Genomic DNA, 24,068 nt, shown 5'->3' on the forward strand with positions numbered 1-24,068 from the left:
CGACCCCCCGGCCGGGTCAGCCCGCCGGGATCACCCCGCGCTTCACGAGGTCGCCCAGCCACGCGAGGCTCGGCTTGGGCGTGCGGGCGAACGTCTCGTGGTCGACGTGGATGAGTCCGAAGGTCGGCCGGTACGAACCCCACTCGTAGTTGTCGAGCAGCGACCAGTGCAGGTAGCCGCGCACGTCGAGGCCGTCGCGCAGCGCGGCCGAGACCCCCTCGAGCGCACCGGTCGTGTAGTCGATGCGCCGGCTGTCGTCGGCGGTCGCCATGCCGTTCTCGGTGACGATCATGGGGATGCCGCCGGTCACCTCATGCGTGTGGCGCAGCGCGTGGCCGAGCGCCTCGGGGTAGTACTCCCAGCCCGTGAGCGTGCGCTCGACGTCGTCGGGGAACGGCACGGGCCCGTCGGGTCCGATGATCGTGCGCAGGTAGGACTGCACGCCGATGAAGTCGTCGCCCTGCGCCTGCTCGAGGTAGTAGTCCTCACGCCAGTAGCCCCACTCGTCGCGCTCCTTCTCGTACCCCGGGACCGCCTGGTACACCTGGTTCGCGACCGACCAGCCGCTTTTGACGTGGCCGAGGCCCGACAGCACCTCGCGCGAGGCGTGATGCGCCTGCGCGATGACCTGCGCGACGTGCGGAGAGGGACCGGGGAAGTTGACCCCCTGCTCGGTGTCGATCTTCGCCTCGGTCTGATTGACCATCATGTTCGGCTCGTTGATCGTGACGACGTACTCGACGTCGTCGAGGATGCGGGTCGCCGTCTCGGTGTACCGGCGGAACCGGTCGACGACGTCGTCCGCGTACCAGCCGCCGTCGCGGCCCTGCCAGCGCGGGACGGTGAAGTGGTGGAGCGTGACGAACGGGGTGATGCCGGCATCCCGGCAGGTGTCGATCATGCGGCGGTAGTGGTCGAGCTGCGCGCGGGAGACGATCCCCTTCTCGGGCTCGATGCGCGCCCACTCGATCGAGAAGCGGTAGGTGTCGAGACCCGACTCGGCGAGCAGCCGGATGTCCTCGGGGTACCGGTGGTACGAGTCGCACGCGTCGCCCGAGGGCTCCTCGACGGTGGTGTCGGACGCGTGCTCGAACTCCCAGTGCGCCGTGTTCACGTTGCCACCCTCGATCTGGTGCGCAGCGGTGGCGGCACCCCAGAGGAATCCGTCGGGCGCGGGGGTCGTGGGGCCGGTGTGCGTCGTCATGCGGGGTTCCTTTCATCGGATGCCGCGGGTGCCGCGGCCGGGGTCTGGTCGAGCTCGACGACGGCGCAGCCGAAGCCGTCGAGATGGAGGGTGTCGCCGTCCAGGCGCGCGGCGTATCCGTGGACGAGGCGACCGCCGGCATCCGTCACCGTGCGCGGGGTGCGCGAGGGGTTGAGTGCCACGAGCAGCGAGCCGCCGCGGACGTAGGTGAACGGATAGCCCGTCGTGCGCACCTCGACGGGAGCGTGGGCCGAGAGCCGCGGATCCCCGCGTCGCAGCGCGATCGCCTCGCGCACGAAGGTCAGCAGCGATCGCGGATCGTCGCGTTGATCGGCGACCGTCGGGCGCGCGGGGTCGGGGTCCTCGGGAAGGTATCGCGAGGGGCGGATGCCGCCGCCCGGGTCGCCCCATTGCATGGGCGTGCGCGAGCCGGCGCGCTCGTACCGTGGCCCGAGCGAGGAGCCCTCGTGCGACGGGAGGCCGGGGACGTACCGCATCCCGATCTCGTCGCCGTAGTAGAGGGAAGGCATCGCGGGCCACGTGAGCACGAGCAGCAGAGCGGCCCGCGCCTGTTCGGCGTCGCGCGGACCGCTGACCAGGCGCGTGAAGTCGTGATTCGCGGTCGGCAGGCCGACGACGCCGCCGCGCCCGTCGCGCTCGATGGCCGCGGCCGCCTCACGCCACGCGGCGACGAAGTCGGCGGCATCGCCCGTGCCGTCGGCGCCCGCCCACACGGTCGTCTGGTTCCACGCTTCGTGGACCGTTCCGGCGTTGTCGTTGAAGAGGGACTTGAGAGGCCACCCGTCGCTGTCGCCGCCGAACTGGAGGAAGAAGTCGCTGTGGAACCCCGCCGGGATCGCCCGCGCGGGATCTCCCCACTCCGAGATGAGTACCCGTCCTCGGTGGGTGGCGTCGAGCCGGGACCGGATCTCGTTCCAGAGCTTCGCCGTCTCGACGTGTCCGGGGTCGTCCTTCACCAGCGAGGCCGCCATGTCGACGCGGAAGCCCTGCACCCCTCGGTCGTACCAGCGGCGGATGATGTCCACGAGGGCGTCGCGGTTCTGCCGGGGGCCGTCGGCGTCGACGGACTGCCGCCACGGCTCGTCTGCCGACGGCCGCGCGTACCCGAAGTTCAGGGCGGGCTGGAATGCGAAGAAGTTCGGCTTGTAGTAGCCGCCACGCGGACCGGGCACCGGCTCGAAGCCTTCGGCGGCCCGGTCCGAGAAGACGTAACGGTGGTCCTCCACGTCGGCCACGGCGGACCGGAACCACGGGTGCTGGTCGGAGGTGTGCCCGGCGACGAGGTCGAGGAGCACCGCGATCCCGCGGCGGTCCGCCTCGGCGACGAGCCGGTCGAGGGCGACGTCGCCGCCGTACCGGGGGTCGATGTGATCGAAGTCGGCGACGTCGTACCCCGCGTCCCGCATGGGGGAGACGAAGCACGGATTGACCCAGACGGCGTCGACCCCCAACCAGGAGAGGTGGTCGAGCCGAGCCGCGAGGCCGTCGAGGTCGCCGATGCCGTCACCGTCGGCATCCGCGAAGCTCTGCGGATAGGCCTGGTACAGCACGATCCGATCCAGACGATCGGCGAGCGTGGATGCCGACATGCCTCGTTCCTCTCTGCGTCGTTGCAGTCATGTAACCGGTTACCTCGGGGACTGTACCCGATGTATCCGGTTACATCCAGGCCGCGGAAGTCGAGACGCGCACAGAGGCGGGGCAAAGACACCGATGACACGATGAGACTCGATCGCCCCTCGGGCTCGACGGAAGGATGCCGATGCCCCTCCCCGCACCGCACATCACGCTCACCACCGGAACCATCGCCGGAACCGAGGCCGACGGCATCCGCCGGTTCCTCGGCATCCGCTACGCGGAGCCCCCGATCGGCGAGCGCCGCTTCGCCGATCCCGTGCCGGCGAGGCCATGGAACGGCGTGCGCGATGCGACGCGGTTCGGGCCGACGGCGCCGCAGAGCCCCTACCAGGGTGAGACGGCGACACTGCTGGCGAGCGTCGCGATCCCGGGCGACGACGTCCTGACCGTCAACGTCTGGACGCCCGCCGACGCCGCCGGCGCCGCCGTGGTGGTCTGGGTGCACGGCGGGGCCCTCGAACGGGGGACGGCCGCCTTGGAGGGGTACGACGGCACCGCCTTCGCACAGGACGGAGTGGTCTTCGTGTCGATGAACTATCGGCTCGGCTCCGAGGGCTTCTCGGTGCTGGAGGGCGCACCGCGCAACATCGGACTGCGCGACGTCATCGCGGCGATCGACTGGGTCTTCCGCGAGATCAGCACGTTCGGTGGAGACCCCGACCGCGTCACCCTGATGGGCGAATCCGCCGGCGGTGCCCTGGTCGCGGCGGCGATGTGCGTGCCGCGGATCGCGGAGCGAGCGCACGGCGCGATCATCCAGTCCGGCCCCCTCGACGCGGCGCCGCCGTCCCGCGCGGGCCGCGCGACGCGGGCGCTCGCGAAGCACCTCGGGATCCCCGCGACGCGGGAGGCCTTCCTCGAGGTGAGTCCGGACCGCTTGGTGGAGGCCCGCCTCGAGCTGTCGCGCCGGTCGTCACCGCTGGCGGGAGCCGGATTCTCCCTCGCGCTCGACCCGGACACGGTGCCGCAGCCCCCGGAGCAGGCCCTGGCGGCCGTCCGCGCTCCGATCCTGATCGGATCGAACACCGACGAGTACCGCCTCTGGCTCTCCCCCGCCGCGCTGGCGTCCCTCGGATCCGTCAAGGTCGCCGCGCTCGCGCTGCTGGCCCGGCTCCCCCGTCGGGCGCTGCGCGCGGCACGCGCCGCCGGATCCACGCGTGCCGAGTCCCTCGGTCAGGCGCTCGGCGACAAGATCCTCCGTGCACCGCTCACCCGCCTGGCCCGTCGCCGGACGACGTCGACGTATGTGTACGAGTTCGCCTGGAAGAGCCCCGTCCGCGACCTGCGAGCCGCCCACGCCGTCGAGATCGCCTTCGCGTTCGGTCGACTCGACGGCCCCGACGCCGTCGCCCTGTCGGGTCCTGGCGCGCCGCAGGCTCTCGCGGACGAGATGCACGACGCGTGGCTCTCGTTCATCCGCACCGGTGAGCCGGGCTGGCGAGCCTTCGGCGCGGAGCGGACGACCCGGGTGTTCGACACGGACTCCCGTACGGTTCCCCAGCGACGGACAGGGGTCGTCGACGCATTCGACTGACGACGCAACCGGTGTCGGACGCCAGGGGAAGGATGGGCGCGTGCCCGATCCGTTGCCCTCGCGCTGCCGCGTCTGCGGCGGCCACACCGGCGAGCGCCGCGACGACACCTGGGTCTGCACGCGGTGCGGGTGGCGCCTCGGCGACGCGCCGGACCCCGACATCCCGCCGCCCCGCGTCGACGTCGTCTACTACCTGCGGTATCGGGACCGGGTGAAGATCGGTACCTCCGCGACGCCACGTCGACGCCTGAACGCGATCATGCACGACGAGCTGCTCGCCTTCGAGACTGGGGACCGCCACCTCGAGCAGCAGCGGCATCAGCAGTTCGCCGACCTGCGAGAAGGTGGCGAATGGTTCACCCTGACGGGTCCACTCGTCCCCCACATCGCCGGGCTGCGGACACGGATCGGCGAGCCGTGGGCGGCCTACGACCGCTGGCTGGGCGAGGCATTCCGACGCCTGTCCTCGTGAGCGGGCCGTATGTGTACCACATCAACCTTGTCCCCCGAAAGGGGGACAAGCCACCTGCCGTGGGTCGGTACATTTTCTCTGCTGTAGGACCATCACTTGGGGAGCTGGTTGAGACCCGCACTCGGATCGGTCATTGGGGGACAAAGGCGTTCCGCGTGCGGGCCCCGCTACAGCACACAATGACCCGGCTGGGGTCCGGGGGAGACCCCCCTCCAGCCGGGTCTTGCTGTCGGCCTTCCGTTTCGTCTGCGCCGGGCGTATCGTCGCCCGCAACCCAGCCCCGGGTTGTCTGCGCGGGACCGCGTCTCCCCTGTCACGGCGACGCGTCCGGGAGCCTCGGGTCGTCGAGCCGATCTCCCCCGCGGCTCCGACCCGGGGGTCTTCCCGGGCTCTCAGGCGCCGACTGCAGCGGCGACCTTCGCGACGACCCGATCGACGTCGTCCGCGGCCCCACCGGCATCCGCGTCGTACAGGAACTCGGTGAGCCCGCGACGCACCCCGCAGTAGTCGAGGATCCCGGTCCCGATCTGCGTCTCGAACGAACGGTCGTACCCGCGACGCTCGTAGAGGGCGGCATCCGATCCGGCGACGGGGATGAGGTGGGCGGTGAGCCGACCGAGGCCGGGACGGATGCCGCCTCCCTCACCGACGCCGAAGGCCCACCCGTTCGCGAACACCCGGTCGATCCATCCCTTCAGGAGAGCGGGCATCGACCACCAGAACACCGGGAAGACGAGCACCAGCTGGTCAGCCCGGTCGAGGCGCGCCATCTCGGCGGCCACATCCGCCGGATAGTCCCCCGCGACGAGGTAGGAATGCCGGTCGGCCAACGTGAACCGCGGATCGAAATCCTCCGCGGCGAGATCGGCGACCTCGACCCCGCCGGCCGGCAGGGCAGCCGCGAGTCGATCCGCCACATGGTGCGTGAAGGAGGTGCGGTCGGGGTGCGCGATGACGATCAGCGTGCTCATCCGTCCATTCTCGGCCCACGAGGGGTTGATGTAACCGGTTACCGGCGCTACAGTCTCTCGATGTATCCGGTTACATCGCCGGATCCCGATCTCACGAGGAGGTGACGGAGGGACATGACGAACTCGGACGCGCGGCCCCCCCGGACCCGCACCCGCACGCACAGCGGCAGCTCCCGCCCCACGATCCGCGACATCGCGCGCGAGGTCGGCGTCTCGGTCGCGACGGTCTCGCGCGTGACGCACGACGACCCGCGCGTCACCGGCGAGACGAAGGAGCGGGTCCGCGAGGCGATCGACCGACTCGGCTACACCCCGTCCTCTCTCGGACGCGCCCTCTCGTACCAGCGCACGAACACGCTCGGCATCGTGCTGCCGGGCCTCGGCGGCCCCTACTTCGCCGCGCTCATCGAGGGCGCCGAGTCGATCGCGGTCGAGCGCGGCGTCGCGATCAACGTGCTCGGAACCCACCTGCGCCCCGACGCCGTGGCATCCGTCCGCCAGTTGGCGGAGCGCACCGACGGACTCATCGTCGCCGGCGGGACGGTTCCGGATGCCGAGATCGCACGGCTCGCCGCGGTCGGGCGGGTCGTGGTCGTCGCCGGTGAGAGCGAGGACGCTCCCGCCGTGCTCACCGACGGGCGGGCCGCCGCCGCGGAGCTCACGCGTCATCTCATCGAGGTGCACGGCCACCGGCGGCTGTCGTTCGTGGGGGAACCCGCCGGCTCCCCCGACACCACGCTGCGCTACGAGGGGTTCCGCGACGCGCTGCGCGAAGCCGGGCTCGACGAGGCGGGAGAGCCGCTCCGATACGGACTCGACGTCCGCAGCGGCGCCCTCGCCGCACGTCAGGTGCACGAGACCGGCCTCCCCGACGCCCTCGTCTGCGCGAACGACGAGCTCGCGATCGGCCTGCTGGCGACGCTGCCCGGCCTCGGCCACCGCATCCCGCACGACGTCGCGATCACCGGCTTCGACGACCAGTCGCTCGCCGAGATCGCCTCGCCCCGGCTGACCACCGTCCACCAGCCCGTCACCGAACTGGGCGCTCGCGCCGCCGCCGGCGCGCTCGGCGAGACGCTCGACGCGCGCACGGTGCTGCCGACGCGGCTCGTGATCCGCGAGTCCTGCGGATGCGCCGCCGACCCCGAGGCGAACGCCGACTGAGACCCGGGCGCACGGCGCCCCACACCCGAGGAACGAGGAGGTTCCGATGAGAAAGCGCACGAGAGCTGCGGCGAGCGCCGCCCTGGTGTCCGCACTGCTGGCGACGTCCGCCTGCGCGAACATCGGGCTCGAGCCGGCGCCGCCGGCGGCAGAGGGCATGATCGCCGAGATCCGGATGCCGTCCGAGGCGTCCGGCTCGGTGCAGGGCATCCTGAACTACAACTGGCTGTCGCCGAACGCGACGGTGCAGACCTGGCTGTTCGAGCCGCTCATGATCCGTGACCGGTTCACGTGCGAGGCCATCCCGTGGCTCGCCACCTCGTACGAGTGGCCGACGCCCGACCGCATGGTCCTGACGCTGCGCGAAGGCGTGGAGTGGAGCGACGGCGAACCGTTCACGGCGGACGACGTCGTCTACACGTTCATGGTCGGCAAGGAGTTCCCCGCCGCCGATCGCGCGGGCCTCTGGGGCGAGTACTTCGGCGCCCCCGCCGAGAGCGTCACCGCCCTCGACGACTACACGGTCGAGATCCAGTTCGCCGGCGCCGCCGTGCCGAAGACCGACGGCATCCTCTCGACGATGAAAATCCTGCCCGAGCACATCTACGCCGAGCAGGGCGACCCGACTCTCTTCGTCGACACCGTCGGCGTTGCGACCGGACCCTTCACGCCGAAGGACTACAACGGCCGCCGGCTGATCCTGGAGCGCAACCCGAACTACTGGAACGCCGACGAGGTGAAGATCCAGCAGCTCTCGATGGAGGGTCAGTACGACGCCAACTCCGGCGCACTCAAGCTGCGCGGCGGAGCGCTCGACCTCTACCGCGGCGACATCCCGAACCCGAACCGTTCGGTCGTCGCGCCCGACCCCGAGGACGCGCACTTCTTCTACCCGCCGGACGCGACCACCGTGCTCGCCATCAACAACGAGCGCCCCGTCTTGAACGACCCGAAGTTCCGCGAGGGTCTGGCGTACGCGATCGACCGCGAGGCGATCACGGAGCGTGCGACCTTCGGGATCATGGAGCCCGCAAGCCAGACGATGCTGCTGCTCCCCTTCCAGGAGCAGGACATCCCCGAGAAGTGGCAGGGCGACAAGGCGTACATCCCGTACGACCCCGACAAGGCCAACGAACTCCTCGACGCCGCCGGGTACGAGCGCGGCGCCGACGGCTGGCGCGTCGACGACGCGGGCAAGCCGCTCTCGTTCGTCTTCAGCGTGCAAGCCGGCTGGATGGACATCATCGCCATGGCCGACGTGATCGTGCGCAACGCGAAGGACGTCGGTGTGCAGATCAAGATGGTCACGACCGACCCGAATGCCGTCGACGGGATGCAGCGCTCCGGTGACTTCGACATGGTCGTCGACTTCGTCGGCGGCGGATGCCAGCGCTCGAGGGACCTCGGTGCGCGTCTGCAGTCGTCGCAGATCTCGAAGGACAAGGAGCTGCTCCTCAACCGCGCCCGCTACTCGGACCCCGAGATGGACGCGCTCATCGACGAGTGGGCGAACACGACCGACCCGGCCCGCGCGAAGGAGATCGAGGGCGAGGTCATCGACGTCTTCATGACGGAATTCCCCTACATCGCCCTGCAGTACGCCCCGAACCGCCTGATCTACCGCACCGAGAACGCGGTCGGCTGGCCGAGCGAGGAGAACCCCTACCCCGTCGATCAGCTCATCCGCATCGCGACGGAACTGCGCCCTCCGGCGGATGCCGCGGCATCCACCCCCTCGGGGGAGGACTGACCGATGGTGTACTACGCACGCAAGACGGGCTACTTCCTGCTCACGCTGTGGGCGGCGATCACACTGAACTTCATCATCCCGCGGCTGCAGCCGGGCGACCCCGCCGAGATCATGGTGACCCAGCTCACCGGTCGCGGCGAGGTCGACCCGGCGCAGGTCGCCGCGATCCGGACGATGCTCGGCTACGGCGACGACAACGTGTTCGTCGCGTACTGGCAGTACCTGCAGCAGCTGTTCGCGGGCGATCTCGGCATCTCGTTCACGTACTTCCCGGCGCCGGTGATCGAGGTGCTCGGCAAGGCGCTGCCGTGGACCCTGGTGCTCGTCGGACTCACCCAGATCCTGTCGTTCTTCGTCGGAACGCTGCTCGGCGCGGTCGCGGCGTGGCGTCGCAACAGCCGGTTCGACACCACCATCTCGGTGGGGTCGACCTTCGTCGGCAATCTGCAGTCCGTCTGGATCGCGCTCATCATCGTGTTCCTCTTCGCTTACACGCTGGGCTGGTTCCCGGCGACCGGCGGGTACGGCTACACCAATCCAGGCACCCCCGAGCACATCGCCGACGTCGTCGCGCACGGCTTCCTCCCGGCGCTCACGCTCATGGTGACGGCACCGATCGGGTTCATCCTGTCGATGCGCAACACGATGGTGCAGGTGCTCGGCGAGGACTACATCCGCCTCGCCTCGGCGGCCGGGCTCAGGGAGCGCACCCTCGCTCTCGGCTACGCGGCACGCAACGCGCTGCTGCCGGTGATCACAGGCTTCGCGCTGTCACTCGGCGTGCTGATGGGCGGGTCGATCCTCATCGAGACCGTCTTCGACTACCCCGGCATGGGCCGGCTCATGGGCGAAGCCACGAGCAACCGCGACTTCCCGCTCATGCAGGCGATCCTGCTCGCGACGATCGTCATCGTCCTCACGGCGAACTTCATCGTCGACCTCATCTATCCGCTCATCGACCCCCGCGCCCGCCGGGCGTCGGTCTGAAAGCCGGGTGACCCCATGACTCCTGAAGAGACCCCCATCCCGCAGCCGGCATCGATGCCGCAGCCGGCGGGCGGCGTCCTGCCGGATCGCACCGAACCGGTGCGGACGTTCCGGCGCCGCATCACCGAGGCGGATGCCTCGACGAAAGAGGTCGTCGCGGTCGTGCGGCCGCCGCGCTGGTACCAGGTCATCTGGTCGAGCAAGAAGGCCCGCGTCGGCATCGTCATGCTGGCGATGTTCGCGCTGATCGCGATCCTCGCCGACGTGCTGACGCCGTACAGCCCGACCGACGCGTCGTTCGCGCCCTCGCAGGACCCGAGCTGGGCCCACTGGATGGGCACAAACACCCTCGGGTACGACATCGGCACGCAGCTCGTGCACGGCGCCCGCCTGTCGTTCGCGATCGGGGTGCTGGGCGGGCTCGCGACCATCGCGATCGCCATCGTCGTCGGCCTGCTCGCCGGCTACCGAGAGGGCAGCGCCCTCGATGACGTGCTCTCGTTCGCGACGAACCTGGCCCTCGTCATCCCGGTCCTCCCGCTCATGATGGTGATCGTCGCGTACAGCGAGACGCGCGGTCTCGCGCTGCTCGTGTTCGTCGTCGCGATCACGAGCTGGGCGGGAGCCTCCCGCGAGATGCGCTCGCTCATCATCTCGATGCGCAACCGCGACTACGTGACGGCGGCCCGCTTCGGCGGGGACGGGATGCTGCGCATCGTGTTCCGCGAGATCATGCCGAACATGTCGTCCCTGATCGTGTCGGGGTTCATCGGGGCGGCGACCGCGGCCATCGCCGCCGAAGCCGGCCTGTCGTTCATGGGCTTCGGCGACCCCAACACCGTGAGCTGGGGACAGATGCTCGCGCAGGCCAACGCCAACGGCGCCCTCGTGCAGGGGCTGTGGGTCTGGCTCGTCGCCCCCGGTGTCATGCTCGCGCTCCTCATGACGTCGCTGACGTTCGTGAACTTCGGCGTCGACATGCTGAGCAACCCGCACCTGCGTGAAGAGGAGGAGAAGTGATGACCACTGCGGCATCCGTTCTCTCGGTCGAGAACCTGTCGGTGCAGTACCGCCCCAAGGTCGGGGCGGCCGTCGACGCGGTGAAGAACGCGTCCCTGCAGGTCGCGCCCGGCGAGTTCGTGGGACTGGCCGGCGAGTCCGGCTCGGGCAAGACCACGTTCGCGCAGGCAGTGCTGAAGCTGCTGCGCAGCCCCGGCCGCATCACCGGCGGGACCATCCGCTGGGGCGATCAGGACGTCACCGATCTGTCGGGCGACGAGCTGCAACCCTACCGCTGGTCGTACGTGTCGACCGTGTTCCAGTCGAGCATGAACTCGCTCAACCCGGTCGTGCGCGTGCGCCGCATGTTCGAGGACGTCATGCACCAGCACACCGAGCTCACCGACCAGCAGATCCGCGACCGGTGCGAAGAGCTGTTCGATCTCGTCAGCGTCGACAAGCGGTTCCTCGGCATGTACCCGCACGAGCTCTCGGGCGGCATGCGGCAGCGGGTCAACCTCGCGCTCGCGCTCGCGCTGCAACCGCAGCTCGTCCTCTTCGACGAACCCACGACCGGTCTCGACGTCGTCGTGCAGAAGTCGATCCTCGACAAGATCCGCGAGCTGCAGGAGCGCGAGCGCTTCGGCGCAGTGCTCATCACGCACGACATGGGCACCCTGCTCGACTTCTCCGACCGGGTCGCCGTCATGTACGAGGGCGAGATCGTCGAGGACATCGCGGCGACGGATGCGGTGAGCCCCGGCCCGCGGCATCCGTACTCCATCCACCTGGTCGGTTCGTACGCGGAGCTGCTCGGCGAGGACGTGCCCGGCTACACCGGCGCCGAACTGGAGGAGCCCGACGAGGTGTCGCAGGAGGCGCCCGTCCAAGGACGGACGGTTCTCGAGATCGAGGACCTGGGCCGCCGTTTCGCGAAGCGTCAGGGGCTGAAGACCGAGTACGTCGACGCCGTGAAGGACGTCTCGTTCACGCTGCGCGAGGGCGAGGTCACCGCGCTCGTCGGCCAGTCCGGCTCGGGCAAGTCGACGATCGCGCGGATCCTCACCCGCATCGATGTGCCGTCGTCGGGGTCGGTGCGTTACGCGGCCAAGGCTGACGGTGAGATGCACGACATCGCGTCGCTGCGCGGCAAGATCGCCCGCGAGTACCGCCGCAACGTGCAGTACGTCTTCCAGGACCCGTACGCCGCCCTCAACCCGACGCTCACCGTCGGCTACTCGCTGGCGCGGCCGCTCGTGAACTTCCTGCACGTCGGCCGCCGCGAGGCGATCGAACGCTCGGCGAGCCTGCTCGAGACCGTCGGGCTCACCCCGGCCGGCCGCTTCATCGGGCGCCTCCCCCACGAGCTCTCGGGCGGGCAGCGGCAGCGCGTCGTCATCGCCCGCGCGCTCGCAGCCGAACCGCGACTCGTCATCGCCGACGAGCCGATCGCGAGCCTCGACGTGTCGATCCGTGCCGAGATCCTCGAGGTGCTGCAGTCCCTCGTCGCCGATCACGGCGTGGGGATGCTCTACATCACCCACGACCTGCTGTCGGCGAAGAGCCTCGCGAACCACGCGCTCGTGTTGAAGGACGGTGAGCTCATCGAGTCCGGTCCCGCCGAGCAGGTGATCGAGAACCCGCAGGCCGCCTACACGCGCCAGCTGCTGGACGCCATCCCCAACCCCTTCGAGAAGAGGTCCGCCGCATGACGCTCTCCGCCGTGGAGACCCTGCCCGCCGACATCCGCGAGCTCACCGAGACGGAGGTGGATGCCTCGATCCGCTGGCTCTGGCGGTTCTCGACGCCGTCGGGGCCGGGATGCGGACTCGTGCTCGACCGCGACGACCTGCCGGACGTCGCCACGGTCGCGGCGACCGGGTTCGCGCTCGCCGCGTGGTGCGTGGGCGTCGAGCGCGGCATCCTCGATCGCGACGAGGTGCTCGAACGCGTGCGCGGGACCGTGCGGACCCTCGAGCACACGGTGCCGGAGAAGAACGGCTTCCTCGCGCACTTCGTCGACGCCGCGACCGGCGAGCGGCAGGGACGGTCGGAGTACTCCACCATCGACACGACCCTCGCCCTGTGCGGCGCGGTGGTCGCGGCATCCTTCTTCGACGACGCCGAGGTGTCGGCCGCGGTGGACCGGATGCTGGCGCGGATCGACTGGAACTGGCTCTCGGCGACCGGGCCGGACGGGCGCACCGTGCTGCGGATGGCGTGGGTCGGCTCTGCCGAGGACGACTACGCCGACGGCGCGGACGCCTCGGGGTTCGTGAGCGCCTGGAGCATGACTGCGGAGCAGTTGACGATGTACCTGCTCGCCGCAGGGCACCAGGGCGTCACCGGGGAGCACGCGCAGGCGCTGTGGGACGGGTTCGACAAGCCCGTCGGGTCGTACGGCGGGCACGAGTGCGTGTACGAGCCGGGCGGCACGCTCTTCACGTACCACTTCCCGCTCGCGTTCTACCCGTTCCAGCGCGTCCGCGACAAGGACGGGCGGGACTGGTGGGTGAACTCCCGCGAGGCGTCGCTGGCGTCGAAGGCGTGGTGCGCCGACCAGGCCGGCACGTGGCGGACCTTCGCCGCGGGGCTGTGGGGGCCGGCCGCCGGCCTCGGCCCCGGCGGCTACGTCGTGAACGGCGCGCGTCCCGCTGCGCACGAGCCTCGGAACGACGGCACGGTTCCCCCGGTGTCGCTCTTCGGCGCGCTGCCGCTCGCACCTGACGAGGTCGCCCCCGCGCTCCGCGTGCTGCGCGACGAGCACCCGGGCGCCTGGAACGAATGGGGCGCCGCCGACGGCGTCAACCTCGAGGGCGACGAGCCCTGGTACGCGCCGCCCCGCTACGGCTTGAACAAGGGCGCGACGGCGCTGCTGGGCGCCGCGGCGCTCGGGTCGACCCTGGTGTGGGATGCCTTCTCGCGGCATCCGTGGATCGCGCGCGGCGCGGAGAAGCTGGGCTTCACCGACGCGTGAGGGTCAGCCGCGGTCGAGATAGACGCCGATGCGATCGCCGTCGAGGACGAACTGGATCGCACGGCCCTCGGGCAGGTCGGCGTCGGGTGCCGGGTCGTCCATCAGGGGGATGACGGTCGAGGCGCGGAAGGCGCCCGCCGAGCACCCGCCCCAGGAAATGCCCTCATACCCCCACGAATCCGGGTCGAACTCCTCGACGCTCGGGATGAGGACGGTCTGAACGACCTGGAAGCATCGGTCGGTGACCTCTTCGCCGTCCTCAGAGCCGTACATATAGTTGTAGGTCAGGGGGAAGATCGTGAGCCCGCGGTACTCGTACACGGGCGCCCCCTCCTCGTACCCGAAGAACCCGGTCGGGATCTGCGCCGTGGTACTCGGTCTCAGCGTGTCGATCTGGGCGACCCCGTCGGACGTCGGCACCGGGGCGAAGGCGACGGCGCCGTAGGTGATTCCGGCTCCCACCACGCCTGCCACCGCGACCGACGCGACCCACACGGCCAGCCGGACCCGCGGGCGCTCCCAGAGCGATCGGGCCGCCTGCACGACGGCGGGCGGCGGCGAGACGACCGCGGCCGCGGCATCCGCTTCATCCGTCGCAGCCTCGGGAGCGATGGCGATGTCGGCCTCGGCGGCGACATCGTGCCCGACCGGGCGCGCAGCATCCTCGAGTTCGGCGAGGCGTCGCTGCGCCGCGGGATCGAGGTGGATGTCCGCGGCCGGACCGTACGCACGGGCGCGCAGCGTGCGCAGTTCTTCGTCGACCGGGCTCCCCATAGGAGCATCGTGGCACACGCTTCCGTATCGGTTTTCGTCGCGCGCGCAAGGGCGGGCGCGACCCCCGCGCACGGGCGTACCCTCGATCCTCATGAGCACTACCGGGACGATCCCTGCCGACGCCTTCTCGTTGAAAAGCCCGTACGGGCGACGCGCCATCGGCCTGTCGGTGGCCGCCGCGGTCGGCGGTTTCCTCTTCGGATTCGACTCCTCCGTCATCAACGGCGCCGTCGACTCGATCGAGTCGAACTTCGACCTGAACAGCGTCCTCACCGGCTTCGTCGTCGCGGTCGCCCTGCTCGGCTGCGCCGTCGGGGCGGTGCTGGCGGGCGGTCTCTCGGACCGCTGGGGGCGCCTGAAGACGATGATGCTCGGCGCCGTCATGTTCCTGGTGTCATCGATCGGTTCGGGCCTCACCTTCAGCGTCCCCGACCTCATCGTCTGGCGTGTGATCGGCGGCATCGGCATCGGCATCGCCTCGGTCGTCGCCCCCGCCTACATCGCCGAGATCGCGCCTCGGCAGATCCGCGGCAGCCTCGCCTCGCTGCAGCAGCTCGCGATCACGCTCGGCATCTTCGCCGCCCTCCTCTCCGACGCCGTCCTCGCGAACTCGGCCGGCGGCGCCTCGGAGCAGCTGTGGCTCGGGCTCGAGGCCTGGCGCTGGATGTTCCTCGTCGGCATCGTCCCGGCCGCGGTCTACGGCATCCTCGCCTTCACCATGCCGGAGTCGCCGCGCTACCTGCTCGCCAAGGGTCGCAACGACGAGGCTCGGGAGATCTTCGCCCGCCTCGTGCCCGAAGCCGACCTCGACAAGTCCGTCAACGAGATCCGGAACGCCATCGACGAGGACCGCAAGACCAAGAGCGCCTCGCTCCGCGGCCCGGTGCTGGGTCTGCAGGGCATCGTCTGGGTCGGCATCATCCTGTCGACGTTCCAGCAGTTCGTCGGCATCAACGTGATCTTCTACTACTCGACGACCCTCTGGAAGGCGGTCGGCTTCGACGAGAGCAACTCGCTGCTCATCAGCGTCATCACCTCGGTGACGAACGTCGTCGTCACCCTCATCGCCATCTGGCTCGTCGACCGCGTCGGCCGCAAGCCGATCCTGCTGACCGGCTCGGTGCTCATGACCCTGTCGCTCGCGACCATGGCGATCGCCTTCGCGTTCGCGGTCACCGTCGACGGCGAGGTCTCGCTGCCGGGCGCCTGGGGGCCGATCGCCCTCGTCGCCGCCAACCTGTTCGTCGTCGGCTTCGGCGCCTCGTGGGGCCCGCTCGTCTGGGTGCTGCTCGGCGAGATCTTCCCCAGCCGCATCCGCGGCAAGGCCCTCGGTGTCGCCGCCGGCGCGCAGTGGATCGCGAACTTCCTCATCACGGTGTCGTTCCCGGCGATGTCGAGCTGGTCGCTGCCCCTCACCTACGGCATGTACGCGCTGTTCGCGGCGCTGTCGTTCGTCTACGTCGCCTGGCGGGTGCCCGAGACGAAGGGCATGGAGCTCGAGCAGACCGAGACGCTCTTCGTCCGCAAGGCGAAGGAGAAAGCGAAGCGCTGAGCAGGCTCGCGGGACGCGACCGGTCGTCCCGCCGCCGCCTCACCGACACGACGCGTCCCAGGAACGCCCGCGCAGGGCTCCGGGGACGCGTCGTCCGTCGTCAGGGACGAACGGATGCCGCGACCTCGACCACGCGGTCGAGCGACTCCTCCTCGCCCACCGAGACCCGCACGCCGTCCCCGGCGAAGGGGCGGACGACGAGGTCGGCGGCCTCGAAGGCCGCTGCGACCTCGAGCGAGCGGTCGCCGGCCGGAAGCCAGACGAAGTTGCCCTGCGCGGTCGGGACGTCCCATCCGATCTCGCGCAGTCGGCCGACGAGCAGGTCGCGGCGCTCGGCGACGACGGCGACCCGCTCTCGGAGCTCGTCCTCGGCGTCGAGGCTGGCGAGGGCAGCGGCCTCGGCCTGGGCCGTGACCGAGAGCGGGATGCCGGCGCTGCGGGCGGCGTCGAGGATGCGGGGGTGCCCGACGGCGTACCCGATGCGCAGGCCCGCGAGCCCGTAGGCCTTCGAGAAGGTGCGGAGGACCACGACGTTGTCGTGCCCGGCGGCGATGACCCGCTCGCCCTTCACGGCGGCGGCATCTGTGACGAACTCGGCGTACGCCTCGTCGAGGACGATCAGCACGTCCTTCGGCACCGCGGCCACGAACGCATCGAAGTCGGCCTGCGTCACGACGGCGCCGGTCGGGTTGTTGGGCGTGCAGACGAGGACGGCCCGGGTGCGGTCGGTGACGGCGGCGGCGAGCGCGGGGAGGTCGTTCGCCGCAGCGTCCGTCAGGGGCACCGTGACAGGGGTGGCGCCGGTCACCGTGACGATGCCGGGGTATGCCTCGAACGAGCGCCACGGCAGGACGATCTCGTCGCCGACCGACGCCGCGGCCTGGGCCAGCTGATAGAGGATCGAGACCGATCCGGCGGCGATGTGGATGCGGTCGTCGGTGACGCCGAACCGCTCGGCGAGCCGCGCGCGCAGCCGGGCGGCGAGCGCGTCGGGGTAGCGGTTGAAGGCGACCGCGTCTCGCACCGCCGACACGACCCCCGGGAGCGGGTCGAACGGGTTCTCGTTGCTGGAGAGCTTGTAGGCGGTGGCACCGGCTTGCTTGCCCTGCTTGTACGAGGGGAGCGCGGCGATCTCGGGACGAACCCGGACGGGGATGTCGGTCACGCGACGAGTCTACGAGCGGGCGCGCCGCCACGCTCCTCGCCCGGTCCCGCCGCTGCGTGGGAGACTGCGGGCATGCGCTTCATCGTCCGCGTCGTGATCAACGCCTTCGCGATCTGGGTCGTCACGCTCATCGACCCTCTGCGCGTCGACGTGACGCCGTTCGCCCCCGGCGAGACCCTGCAGCTCGTGCTCTCGCTCCTCGCCGTCGCCGCGGTGTTCGCGATCGTCAACACGGTGATCGGGACGGTCCTGAAGATCCTGGCGTTCCCGCTCTACATCCTGACGCTGGGTCTCATCTCGCTGGTGATCAACGGGTTCCTGTTCTGGCTGACCGGGTGGTTCACGGAGTGGTGGGGCTGGGGTCTGTCGGTCGAGTCGTTCTGGCTCGGTGTCGTGGCCGCCCTCATCATCTCGGTCATCAACTTCTTCTTCGGGATCATCCTTCGTCCGCAGACGAAGCGCTGACGCCCTCGGCGGTGGCGTAGAGGAACACCTCCACCGACTCCGCCTGCGCGAACTCCGCCAGCCGCTCGCGTACGCCGTCCATCCGGGGATCGGTCGACAGGTCCAGCATCCCGGCGGTGTCGGTGTACTTGTCCATCCAGTGCGCGGATGCGGCGAGGTCGCCGATCCACGGTGTCGGATCGGCCATGCGTTCCACGACCATGCTCCCGGGAGCGCCGATCTCGGCGTCCTGGCCCCCGCCGGCGAGCAGCGGCACCGGATCGTCGCTGTGACGGAGATCGATCTGGAGGGTGTGAGCGCCCACGTCGGCCTGGACGGGATTGCCGAACCCGATGAGGAGCGGCACCTCGTACTCGTCCTCCAGGGCGATCCGGCTCGCGATCATGGCGCCCTGCGAGTGACCGCTGACCATCACCGCGTCGCCCGGCTTCGCTCCCGCCTTCTCGAGCGCGAGGCGGCTGGCCTCGTAGGACGATGACGACATCCCGGCATAGAGCGCGAGGTTCGACGGCCAGCTGAACGTCCCGGCATCCGCTCCGAGCCGTGTGCCGGAGAGGTACAGGGCGAACCGTCTGCCGCCGTCGGGCATCGTGTAGCGCTCCACCCGGATGGTGCCGGGACCGCTGCCCGGTATGCGCCGCGCCACGTCGGCGATCGTCGCCGGCGCCGATCCGGAGTGGGTCTGCGTCTGCGCGACGATGGGCCGTGCCGGCGCACCGACCAACCGGCTGCCCTCGGACAGCGTGCCCTTGCGCCACGCCCGGATCTCCGTCTCCCCTGCACGCAGGGCGCCCATCACGGTCGGCGCGATCCCGGCCGCCAGGGTGCCCCACCGCAGCTGGTCGCCCACCGTCGCGAATGGGTCGGGTGCGGCGGCGACGGCGCGGCGTGCCGCCTCCGCCGCGGCGGGTGAGGATGCCTCGAGTTCCGCGGCCCGCCGGGAGATGAGCACGGCATCCCGGCGGTCGTGTTCGTCGCCGTCGCGGGCGATCGCAGCACGCGCGTGGAGCTCGACGAGCTCGTACGCGGCGGCGGTGTCACGGAGCGCCCGGACCAATCGCGAACCCCGCTCGACGACCTCGCCACCGGCCGCGACGAGATGGGCGGCGCCCCCACCGATCGTCACCGCGGCTGCGAGCTGGTCCGCATGCGCCAACATCGCGCGCAGGCCGTCCGCGTCGGCCGCGGCGAGTTCCGCCTGCGCGGCCGCGTGGCGCAGGGTCTCGGTGTCGACGGCGACGACGCGCCCCCCGCGGATCTCGAGCTCGCCCATCAGCCCGTCGCCTCCACCCAGCGCCGGTCACCGTACGCCTGGTCGATCGCCGACTCGATCGACGTCGACAGGCGGGCCACCTCGCCCTCCCACGCGGCGACCGCCTCTCGGAACGCATCGGCCGCCTCCGCGCGCCAGTCGACCAAGTGGGCGATCCGGCGGACATCGTCGAGCAGTCGGACCACCTGACCGTCCGCCTGCCGGAGCAGGGCGATGGCCTCGTCGAGGGCGGCGAGACGCTCCGGCAGCGGAGCACCCCACAGGTACGGGGAGGGTGCGAGCACATCGGACATGCGTCGACTGTGGCCGCGGCATCCGCTCATTCACGGATGTCGACGGCGAACGGGGGATGCCGGGCTGTGGACGCGCTCTGTGCAGGAGCCCTCTCGATCAGCACAATGGAGGGATGCCCGAGCCCGACGACGCTTTCCGTGTGCTGTTCGTTTGCACGGGCAACATCTGCCGGTCCCCCATGGCGGAGGTCGTGTTCCGCTGGTTCGCGGATCAGGCGGGCCTCGGCGAGCGCGTCGTGTCGACGAGCGCCGGCACCGGTGAATGGCACGTCGGCGAGCGGGCCGACAGTCGCACGATCGAGGCCCTCGAGCGCCGCGGCTATGACGGCACGCGGCACCGCGCGCGGCAGTTCTCGCGCGAGGACTTCGACCGCAATGACCTCGTGATCGCGCTCGACCGGTCGCACGAGCGGATCCTGTCGGAGTGGGCGCGCAGCCCCGCCGACGTCGACAAGCTCGCCCTCCTGCTCAGCTTCGACGCCCGGCGCGACGGGGCACTCGACGTCCCCGACCCCTACTACGGCGGCCCCGCGATGTTCGACGAGGTGCTCGGTATGATCGAGAGCGCCAGCCGGGCGCTGTTCCGGCAGCTCGAACCCGCGCTTCGCCGGTGAGCGCACCCCCCACCGAACGGAGTCGCGTGTCCTCCCTGCCCTCGATGTCCCTCAGCCCGCTCGACGGCCGTTATTCCGCAGCGGTCGCCCCTCTCGCCGAGTACCTCTCGGAGGCGGGTCTCAACCGGGCGCGCGTCGAGGTCGAGGTCGAGTGGATCATCACGCTGACCGATCGCGGCCTGTTCGGGTCGTCGGCGCTCACCGACGCGCAGAAGGACGCGCTCCGCGGCCTCTACCGGGACTTCGGCGACGAGGACATCGCCTGGCTCGCCGAGAAGGAAGCGGTCACCCGTCACGACGTCAAGGCGATCGAGTACCTCGTCCGCGACCGGCTGTCGTCGCTGGGGCTCGACGCGATCGCCGAGCTGACCCACTTCGCCTGCACGAGCGAGGACATCAACTCCGCCTCGTACGCCCTCACCGTGCAGCGCGCCGTCGAGCGGGTCTGGCTCCCGAAGCTGCGCGCGGTCATCGCCTCGCTGGCGGCTCTCGCAGAAGAGCATCGGGATGCCGTCATGCTCTCCCGCACGCACGGCCAGCCCGCGACGCCGTCGACCATGGGCAAGGAGCTCGCCGTCTTCGCCTGGCGCCTGCAGCGGGTCGCCGACCAGATCGCCGGCGGCGAGTACCTCGCGAAGTTCTCGGGCGCCACCGGCACGTGGTCGGCGCACCTGGCCGCCGAGCCCGACACCGACTGGCCGGCGCTCTCGCGCGGCTTCATCGAGGGGCTCGGGATCGGCTTCAACGAGCTGACGACGCAGATCGAATCGCACGACTGGCAGGTCGAGCTGTACGACCGGGTGCGTCACGCCGGCGGCATCCTGCACAACCTCGCCACGGACGTCTGGACCTACATCTCGATGGGCTTCTTCGCCCAGATCCCCGTCGCCGGCGCGACCGGGTCGTCGACGATGCCGCACAAGATCAACCCGATCCGGTTCGAGAACGCCGAGGCCAACCTCGAGATCTCGGGCGGGCTGTTCGGCACCCTCGCGCAGACCCTCGTCACGTCGCGGATGCAGCGCGACCTCACCGACTCGACCACGCAGCGCAACATCGGCGTCGCCTTCGGGCATTCGCTGCTCGCGCTCGACAACCTGCAGCGCGGGCTCACCGAGATCTCGCTCTCGCGCGACGTGCTGCTGGCCGACCTCGACGCGAACTGGGAGGTCCTCGCCGAGGCGATCCAGACCGTCGTGCGCGCCGAGATCGTCGCGGGCCGCTCGCAGATCACCGACCCGTACGCCCTGCTCAAGGACCTCACGCGCGGTCGCCGCGTCGGCGCACCCGAGCTCGCCGAGTTCGTGAACGGACTCGACATCGGGGATGCCGCGAAGCAGCGTCTGCTCGGGCTCACGCCCGCCGGCTACGCGGGCCTCGCCGACCGCCTGGTCGACCTGCTGCGCTGAGCCGCCACGGGTCAGTGCAGGTCAGTGCGGGGAAGGCGGGGTGCGGCCGCGGCCGGTCTCGGACTCCGCGGAACCCGGCTCGCCGCCGTCCTCGGGGTCGAGGAGCAGGCCGCGGTCGACCTTCTTGCCGACCTGCGCGGGGTCGACCACGAGCAGCGACAGCGCCATGATCACGAGCGTCGCGATGAAGGTCACGCCGGCGACGATCGCGGCGACACCCCAGGCACGCAGGTGCTGGTCGACCTCGCTGGTCGGGCGCTGATCCTGCAGCACGCCCATCGAGACGAGCGTCACGATGCCGGCGAACACCGCCGCCAGCAGCGCGAAGCCGAGCAGCTGAACCGGACGCATGAGGTCGCGGCGGGTGAGATTCTTGTCGGTCATGCGCGGCCTCCAGCGGCATCCGTGTCGGCCGTCTCCGCCGCGGGCACCGCGACAGGACGAGGAGAGAACGCGGCGATCCCGAGGTACACCGCGACGATCGCGGCGTACCCGCCGAACACGCCGACACCGATCGTGATCCCGGTCAGCGTGAAGGACTGCTGAGCCTGATCGATGTAGTAGTCGAGCGTGTAGCCGCGCGGGATGAACAGCAGCGCGAGGCCCAGGACGATCGTCAGCGCTCCCACGAACACCGACTCGGCCGCCGCAGCGCTGCCGCGGCGCCGGCCCATGACACCGATCACGAGCTCGGCCGCACCCGCGACGAGCGCCCAGACCAGAACGACGGTGAAGTATCCGTTGACGGTGCGGGCCGCGGGAAGGGTCGCGATCATGCCGGCGACGAGGGTGAGGATGCCGAGAAGCACCGCCGGCGACCGCTCGCCCGTCCGGAACACGAGCCAGGCGGACAGCAGCAGGATCAGTCCGGTCGCGACGGCGAACCCGCCGAAGACCGCGCCGCCGACCTGCGCGGAGTGGTCGCCCGAGAACGTGATCATGACCGCCGCGATCGCCGCGAAGAGGGCGCGCCCCATCTGCAGGTGGCGCACCTCGAAGGCACGGGCAGAAGCGTCAGGCACAGGCGGTCTCTCACGAAGGGGACGGGATGTCCCCAGTTTAGGTCGTCCGCCCGCTTCCGGCCTCCGGAGCGGCCGGATGCGGTTGACTGAACGCATGTCCCCGCGCCGACGCTCCGCCGCCTCGACCGCCGGGCTCGGTCTCGCCGCGGCCCTCACGCTCGCGGGCTGCGCCGCGCCCGAACAGCCGACGGAGCAGTCGCCGTCGCCGTCCCGCACCCCCTTGGAGTCGGCCACCCCCACGCCGAGTCCGACCCCGACCCCCACTCCGACACCGCCGCCGGTGACCCCGCGCACGGTGGCGTCGGGTCTCGACGCGCCCTGGTCGATGGCGCTTCGGGACGAGACCGTCTTCGTCAGCGAGCGCGACACCGCCCGCATCCTCGAAGTCGGCCCGGATGGCGACACACGCGTGGTCGACACGGTCGAAGGCGTCGTGCACAGCGATGAGGGCGGCTTGCTCGGACTCGCGATCGACGGCGACGACCTGTACGTCTACTCGACCGCTCGAGACGGCAACCGGGTGCAGCGCTACCCGATCTCGGGCGCGCCCGGGTCGTTCCGTCTCGGTGAGCCGGACGCCGTGATCGACGGGATGCCGGCGGGCACCCACCACAACGGCGGGCGCATCGCGTTCGGCCCCGACGGCATGCTCTACATCGCCAATGGCGACACGAGCGACGAGCCCGCCTCGCAGGACCCGGACTCGCTCGCGGGCAAGATCCTGAGGATCGCCCCGGACGGCACGATCCCCGCCGACAACCCCGACCCGGACTCCGCCGTCTACAGCCTCGGCCATCGCAACGTCCAGGGTTTCGCGTGGGCCGAGGACGGCACGATGTTCGCGAGCGAGTTCGGCCGCAACTACCGCGACGAGCTGAACGTCATCGAACCGGGCGGCAACTACGGCTGGCCGTACGTCGAGGGCACCGGCGGCGAGGCCGACGGGTTCATCGACCCGGTGCAGACGTGGCCGACGGATGCCGCCAGCCCCAGCGGCATCGCCATCGTGAACGACACGATCGTCATCGCGAACCTGCGCGGACGCGTGCTGCGGGCGGTCCCCGTCTCGGACCCGTCGACGTCGACCGAGCTGAGCGACGACTACGGGCGGCTCCGTGACGTCACCGTCGGCCCCGACGGCACCCTGTTCGTCCTCACGAACAACACCGACGGGCGCGGGTCGCCCGCAGAGGGCGACGACCGCATCGTCAGTCTCGCGGTGCCGCAGTCCTGACCAGTTCGCGGATGCGCTGCTCCACGGCATCCGTCATCTCGATCACCGCGTACGAGACCGGCCACATGACGCCGTCGTCGAGCTGCGCGGTCTCGTCGAAGCTGACGGTGCCGTAGCGGGTCGTGAACTTGGATGCCGGCTGCCAGAAGACGACGACCTTGCCGTCCTTCGCATAGGCCGGGAAGCCGTAGAACGTCTTCGGGTTGAGGTGCGGCGCCTCCTCGAGGACGATCACGTGCAGCCGTTCGGCGACGATGCGATCGGTTCCCTCGAGCGCCTCGATCGCGTCGAGACAGGCCTGGTTCTCCTTCTCGATCTTGGCGAGGCCCTTGAGGCCCTTCATGGCCTTGAGCTCTTCGGCGCGCTGCTTCATCGCGGCCTTCTCGGCGTCGCTGAAGCCGGCTCCTCCGCTGGTCTTTCCTGCCATGGTCGTTCCTTTCCGCGTCCCCTGCCGATGTTGCCACTCCCGGGCGCGCGGGGCGAGGGCCGGCTCCGGGGACGCGTCCTGTCGCCCGGCATGCCGCAAGGCGGCCGGTCGCGTCCCCGGAGC

Annotated in this window: 23 protein-coding genes; 13 read left to right on the plus strand and 10 right to left on the minus strand. The window is 70.5% G+C overall.

Going from position 1 to position 24,068, the window contains the following annotated elements; translation table 11 throughout:
• Positions 1-16: 16 nt before the first annotated feature.
• Together ACIGEP_RS09910 and ACIGEP_RS09915 are read right to left on the minus strand one after the other, a co-directional pair.
• The gene (locus ACIGEP_RS09910; protein WP_396661453.1) at positions 17-1,204 is read right to left on the minus strand and encodes a glycoside hydrolase family 1 protein; all 1,188 of its coding nucleotides are present in this window, start codon (positions 1,202-1,204) and stop codon (positions 17-19) included.
• Entirely contained in the window at positions 1,201-2,814 is a 1,614-nt protein-coding gene (locus ACIGEP_RS09915; RefSeq protein WP_396661454.1) for an alpha-amylase family glycosyl hydrolase, read from the minus strand. The genes ACIGEP_RS09910 and ACIGEP_RS09915 overlap by 4 nt, the downstream gene beginning before the upstream one ends.
• Before the next feature lie 173 nt (positions 2,815-2,987).
• Here ACIGEP_RS09915 and ACIGEP_RS09920 point away from each other — a divergent pair, with 173 nt between their 5' ends.
• A complete protein-coding gene (locus ACIGEP_RS09920; RefSeq protein ID WP_396661455.1) occupies positions 2,988-4,397 on the plus strand; it encodes a carboxylesterase/lipase family protein in 1,410 nt (469 codons plus the stop codon).
• 40 nt (positions 4,398-4,437) lie between these two features.
• Complete coding sequence (locus ACIGEP_RS09925) at positions 4,438-4,869, plus strand: GIY-YIG nuclease family protein (RefSeq protein ID WP_396661456.1); 432 nt, start codon at positions 4,438-4,440, stop codon at positions 4,867-4,869.
• Positions 4,870-5,261: 392 nt separating this feature from the next.
• On the opposite strand, the gene ACIGEP_RS09930 is transcribed toward ACIGEP_RS09925, so the two are convergent.
• Entirely contained in the window at positions 5,262-5,840 is a 579-nt protein-coding gene (locus ACIGEP_RS09930; RefSeq protein ID WP_396661457.1) for an NAD(P)H-dependent oxidoreductase, read from the minus strand.
• Positions 5,841-5,954: 114 nt separating this feature from the next.
• On the opposite strand from ACIGEP_RS09930, the gene ACIGEP_RS09935 reads away from it, so the two are divergent.
• Genes ACIGEP_RS09935 through ACIGEP_RS09960 form a run of 6 tightly spaced genes read left to right on the plus strand, consistent with a single transcriptional unit; the run spans position 5,955 to position 13,717 of the window.
• Positions 5,955-7,004: a LacI family DNA-binding transcriptional regulator gene (locus ACIGEP_RS09935; protein ID WP_396661458.1), complete on the plus strand. Its 1,050-nt coding sequence runs from the start codon at positions 5,955-5,957 to the stop codon at positions 7,002-7,004.
• A gap of 46 nt (positions 7,005-7,050) precedes the next feature.
• Entirely contained in the window at positions 7,051-8,754 is a 1,704-nt protein-coding gene (locus ACIGEP_RS09940; RefSeq protein ID WP_396661459.1) for an ABC transporter substrate-binding protein, read from the plus strand.
• A gap of 3 nt (positions 8,755-8,757) precedes the next feature.
• The gene (locus tag ACIGEP_RS09945) at positions 8,758-9,741 is read left to right on the plus strand and encodes an ABC transporter permease (protein ID WP_396661460.1); all 984 of its coding nucleotides are present in this window, start codon (positions 8,758-8,760) and stop codon (positions 9,739-9,741) included.
• A 15-nt stretch (positions 9,742-9,756) separates the two neighbouring features.
• Positions 9,757-10,761 (plus strand): ABC transporter permease, encoded by a 1,005-nt coding sequence (locus ACIGEP_RS09950; RefSeq protein ID WP_396661461.1) that lies wholly within the window; start codon positions 9,757-9,759, stop codon positions 10,759-10,761.
• Entirely contained in the window at positions 10,761-12,452 is a 1,692-nt protein-coding gene (locus ACIGEP_RS09955) for an ABC transporter ATP-binding protein (protein ID WP_396661462.1), read from the plus strand. The genes ACIGEP_RS09950 and ACIGEP_RS09955 overlap by 1 nt, the downstream gene beginning before the upstream one ends.
• Positions 12,449-13,717 (plus strand): glucoamylase family protein, encoded by a 1,269-nt coding sequence (locus ACIGEP_RS09960; protein ID WP_396661463.1) that lies wholly within the window; start codon positions 12,449-12,451, stop codon positions 13,715-13,717. The genes ACIGEP_RS09955 and ACIGEP_RS09960 overlap by 4 nt, the downstream gene beginning before the upstream one ends.
• A gap of 3 nt (positions 13,718-13,720) precedes the next feature.
• Here ACIGEP_RS09960 and ACIGEP_RS09965 read toward each other — a convergent pair whose 3' ends face one another.
• Positions 13,721-14,491: a hypothetical protein gene (locus ACIGEP_RS09965; RefSeq protein WP_396661464.1), complete on the minus strand. Its 771-nt coding sequence runs from the start codon at positions 14,489-14,491 to the stop codon at positions 13,721-13,723.
• A 91-nt stretch (positions 14,492-14,582) separates the two neighbouring features.
• On the opposite strand from ACIGEP_RS09965, the gene ACIGEP_RS09970 reads away from it, so the two are divergent.
• Positions 14,583-16,043 carry a sugar porter family MFS transporter gene (locus tag ACIGEP_RS09970; protein WP_396661465.1) on the plus strand — a complete coding sequence of 487 codons (1,461 nt, stop codon included), beginning with the start codon at positions 14,583-14,585 and terminating at the stop codon, positions 16,041-16,043.
• Between the two features lie 100 nt (positions 16,044-16,143).
• Here ACIGEP_RS09970 and ACIGEP_RS09975 read toward each other — a convergent pair whose 3' ends face one another.
• Positions 16,144-17,208: a histidinol-phosphate transaminase gene (locus ACIGEP_RS09975; RefSeq protein WP_396661466.1), complete on the minus strand. Its 1,065-nt coding sequence runs from the start codon at positions 17,206-17,208 to the stop codon at positions 16,144-16,146.
• Between the two features lie 72 nt (positions 17,209-17,280).
• On the opposite strand from ACIGEP_RS09975, the gene ACIGEP_RS09980 reads away from it, so the two are divergent.
• Entirely contained in the window at positions 17,281-17,673 is a 393-nt protein-coding gene (locus ACIGEP_RS09980) for a phage holin family protein (RefSeq protein ID WP_396661467.1), read from the plus strand.
• On the opposite strand, the gene ACIGEP_RS09985 is transcribed toward ACIGEP_RS09980, so the two are convergent.
• Both ACIGEP_RS09985 and ACIGEP_RS09990 read right to left on the minus strand, forming a co-directional pair.
• Positions 17,645-18,946 carry a hypothetical protein gene (locus ACIGEP_RS09985; RefSeq protein ID WP_396661468.1) on the minus strand — a complete coding sequence of 434 codons (1,302 nt, stop codon included), beginning with the start codon at positions 18,944-18,946 and terminating at the stop codon, positions 17,645-17,647. The genes ACIGEP_RS09980 and ACIGEP_RS09985 overlap by 29 nt on opposite strands.
• Entirely contained in the window at positions 18,946-19,239 is a 294-nt protein-coding gene (locus tag ACIGEP_RS09990) for a hypothetical protein (RefSeq protein WP_396661469.1), read from the minus strand. Before ACIGEP_RS09990 ends, ACIGEP_RS09985 begins: the two co-directional genes overlap by 1 nt.
• Positions 19,240-19,352: 113 nt before the next feature.
• On the opposite strand from ACIGEP_RS09990, the gene ACIGEP_RS09995 reads away from it, so the two are divergent.
• Positions 19,353-19,853 (plus strand): low molecular weight protein-tyrosine-phosphatase, encoded by a 501-nt coding sequence (locus ACIGEP_RS09995; RefSeq protein ID WP_396661470.1) that lies wholly within the window; start codon positions 19,353-19,355, stop codon positions 19,851-19,853.
• A gap of 26 nt (positions 19,854-19,879) precedes the next feature.
• Complete coding sequence (gene purB, locus ACIGEP_RS10000) at positions 19,880-21,262, plus strand: adenylosuccinate lyase (RefSeq protein WP_396661471.1); 1,383 nt, start codon at positions 19,880-19,882, stop codon at positions 21,260-21,262.
• 21 nt (positions 21,263-21,283) lie between these two features.
• Here purB and ACIGEP_RS10005 read toward each other — a convergent pair whose 3' ends face one another.
• Positions 21,284-21,646: a hypothetical protein gene (locus tag ACIGEP_RS10005; protein WP_396661472.1), complete on the minus strand. Its 363-nt coding sequence runs from the start codon at positions 21,644-21,646 to the stop codon at positions 21,284-21,286.
• Entirely contained in the window at positions 21,643-22,284 is a 642-nt protein-coding gene (locus tag ACIGEP_RS10010; RefSeq protein ID WP_396661473.1) for an acyl-CoA synthetase, read from the minus strand. The genes ACIGEP_RS10005 and ACIGEP_RS10010 overlap by 4 nt, the downstream gene beginning before the upstream one ends.
• Before the next feature lie 94 nt (positions 22,285-22,378).
• Between ACIGEP_RS10010 and ACIGEP_RS10015 the strand changes: the two genes are divergently transcribed.
• On the plus strand, positions 22,379-23,518 hold the full coding sequence (locus tag ACIGEP_RS10015; RefSeq protein ID WP_396661474.1) for a PQQ-dependent sugar dehydrogenase: 1,140 nt from the start codon (positions 22,379-22,381) through the stop codon (positions 23,516-23,518).
• Here the strand turns inward: ACIGEP_RS10015 and ACIGEP_RS10020 are convergent.
• Entirely contained in the window at positions 23,493-23,945 is a 453-nt protein-coding gene (locus ACIGEP_RS10020; RefSeq protein ID WP_396661475.1) for a hypothetical protein, read from the minus strand. The two genes, ACIGEP_RS10015 and ACIGEP_RS10020, sit on opposite strands and share 26 nt — an antisense overlap.
• Positions 23,946-24,068: the final 123 nt, after the last annotated feature.

It is taken from the genome of Microbacterium sp. NPDC077663, from assembly GCF_044542795.1.
Lineage (GTDB): Bacteria > Actinomycetota > Actinomycetes > Actinomycetales > Microbacteriaceae > Microbacterium.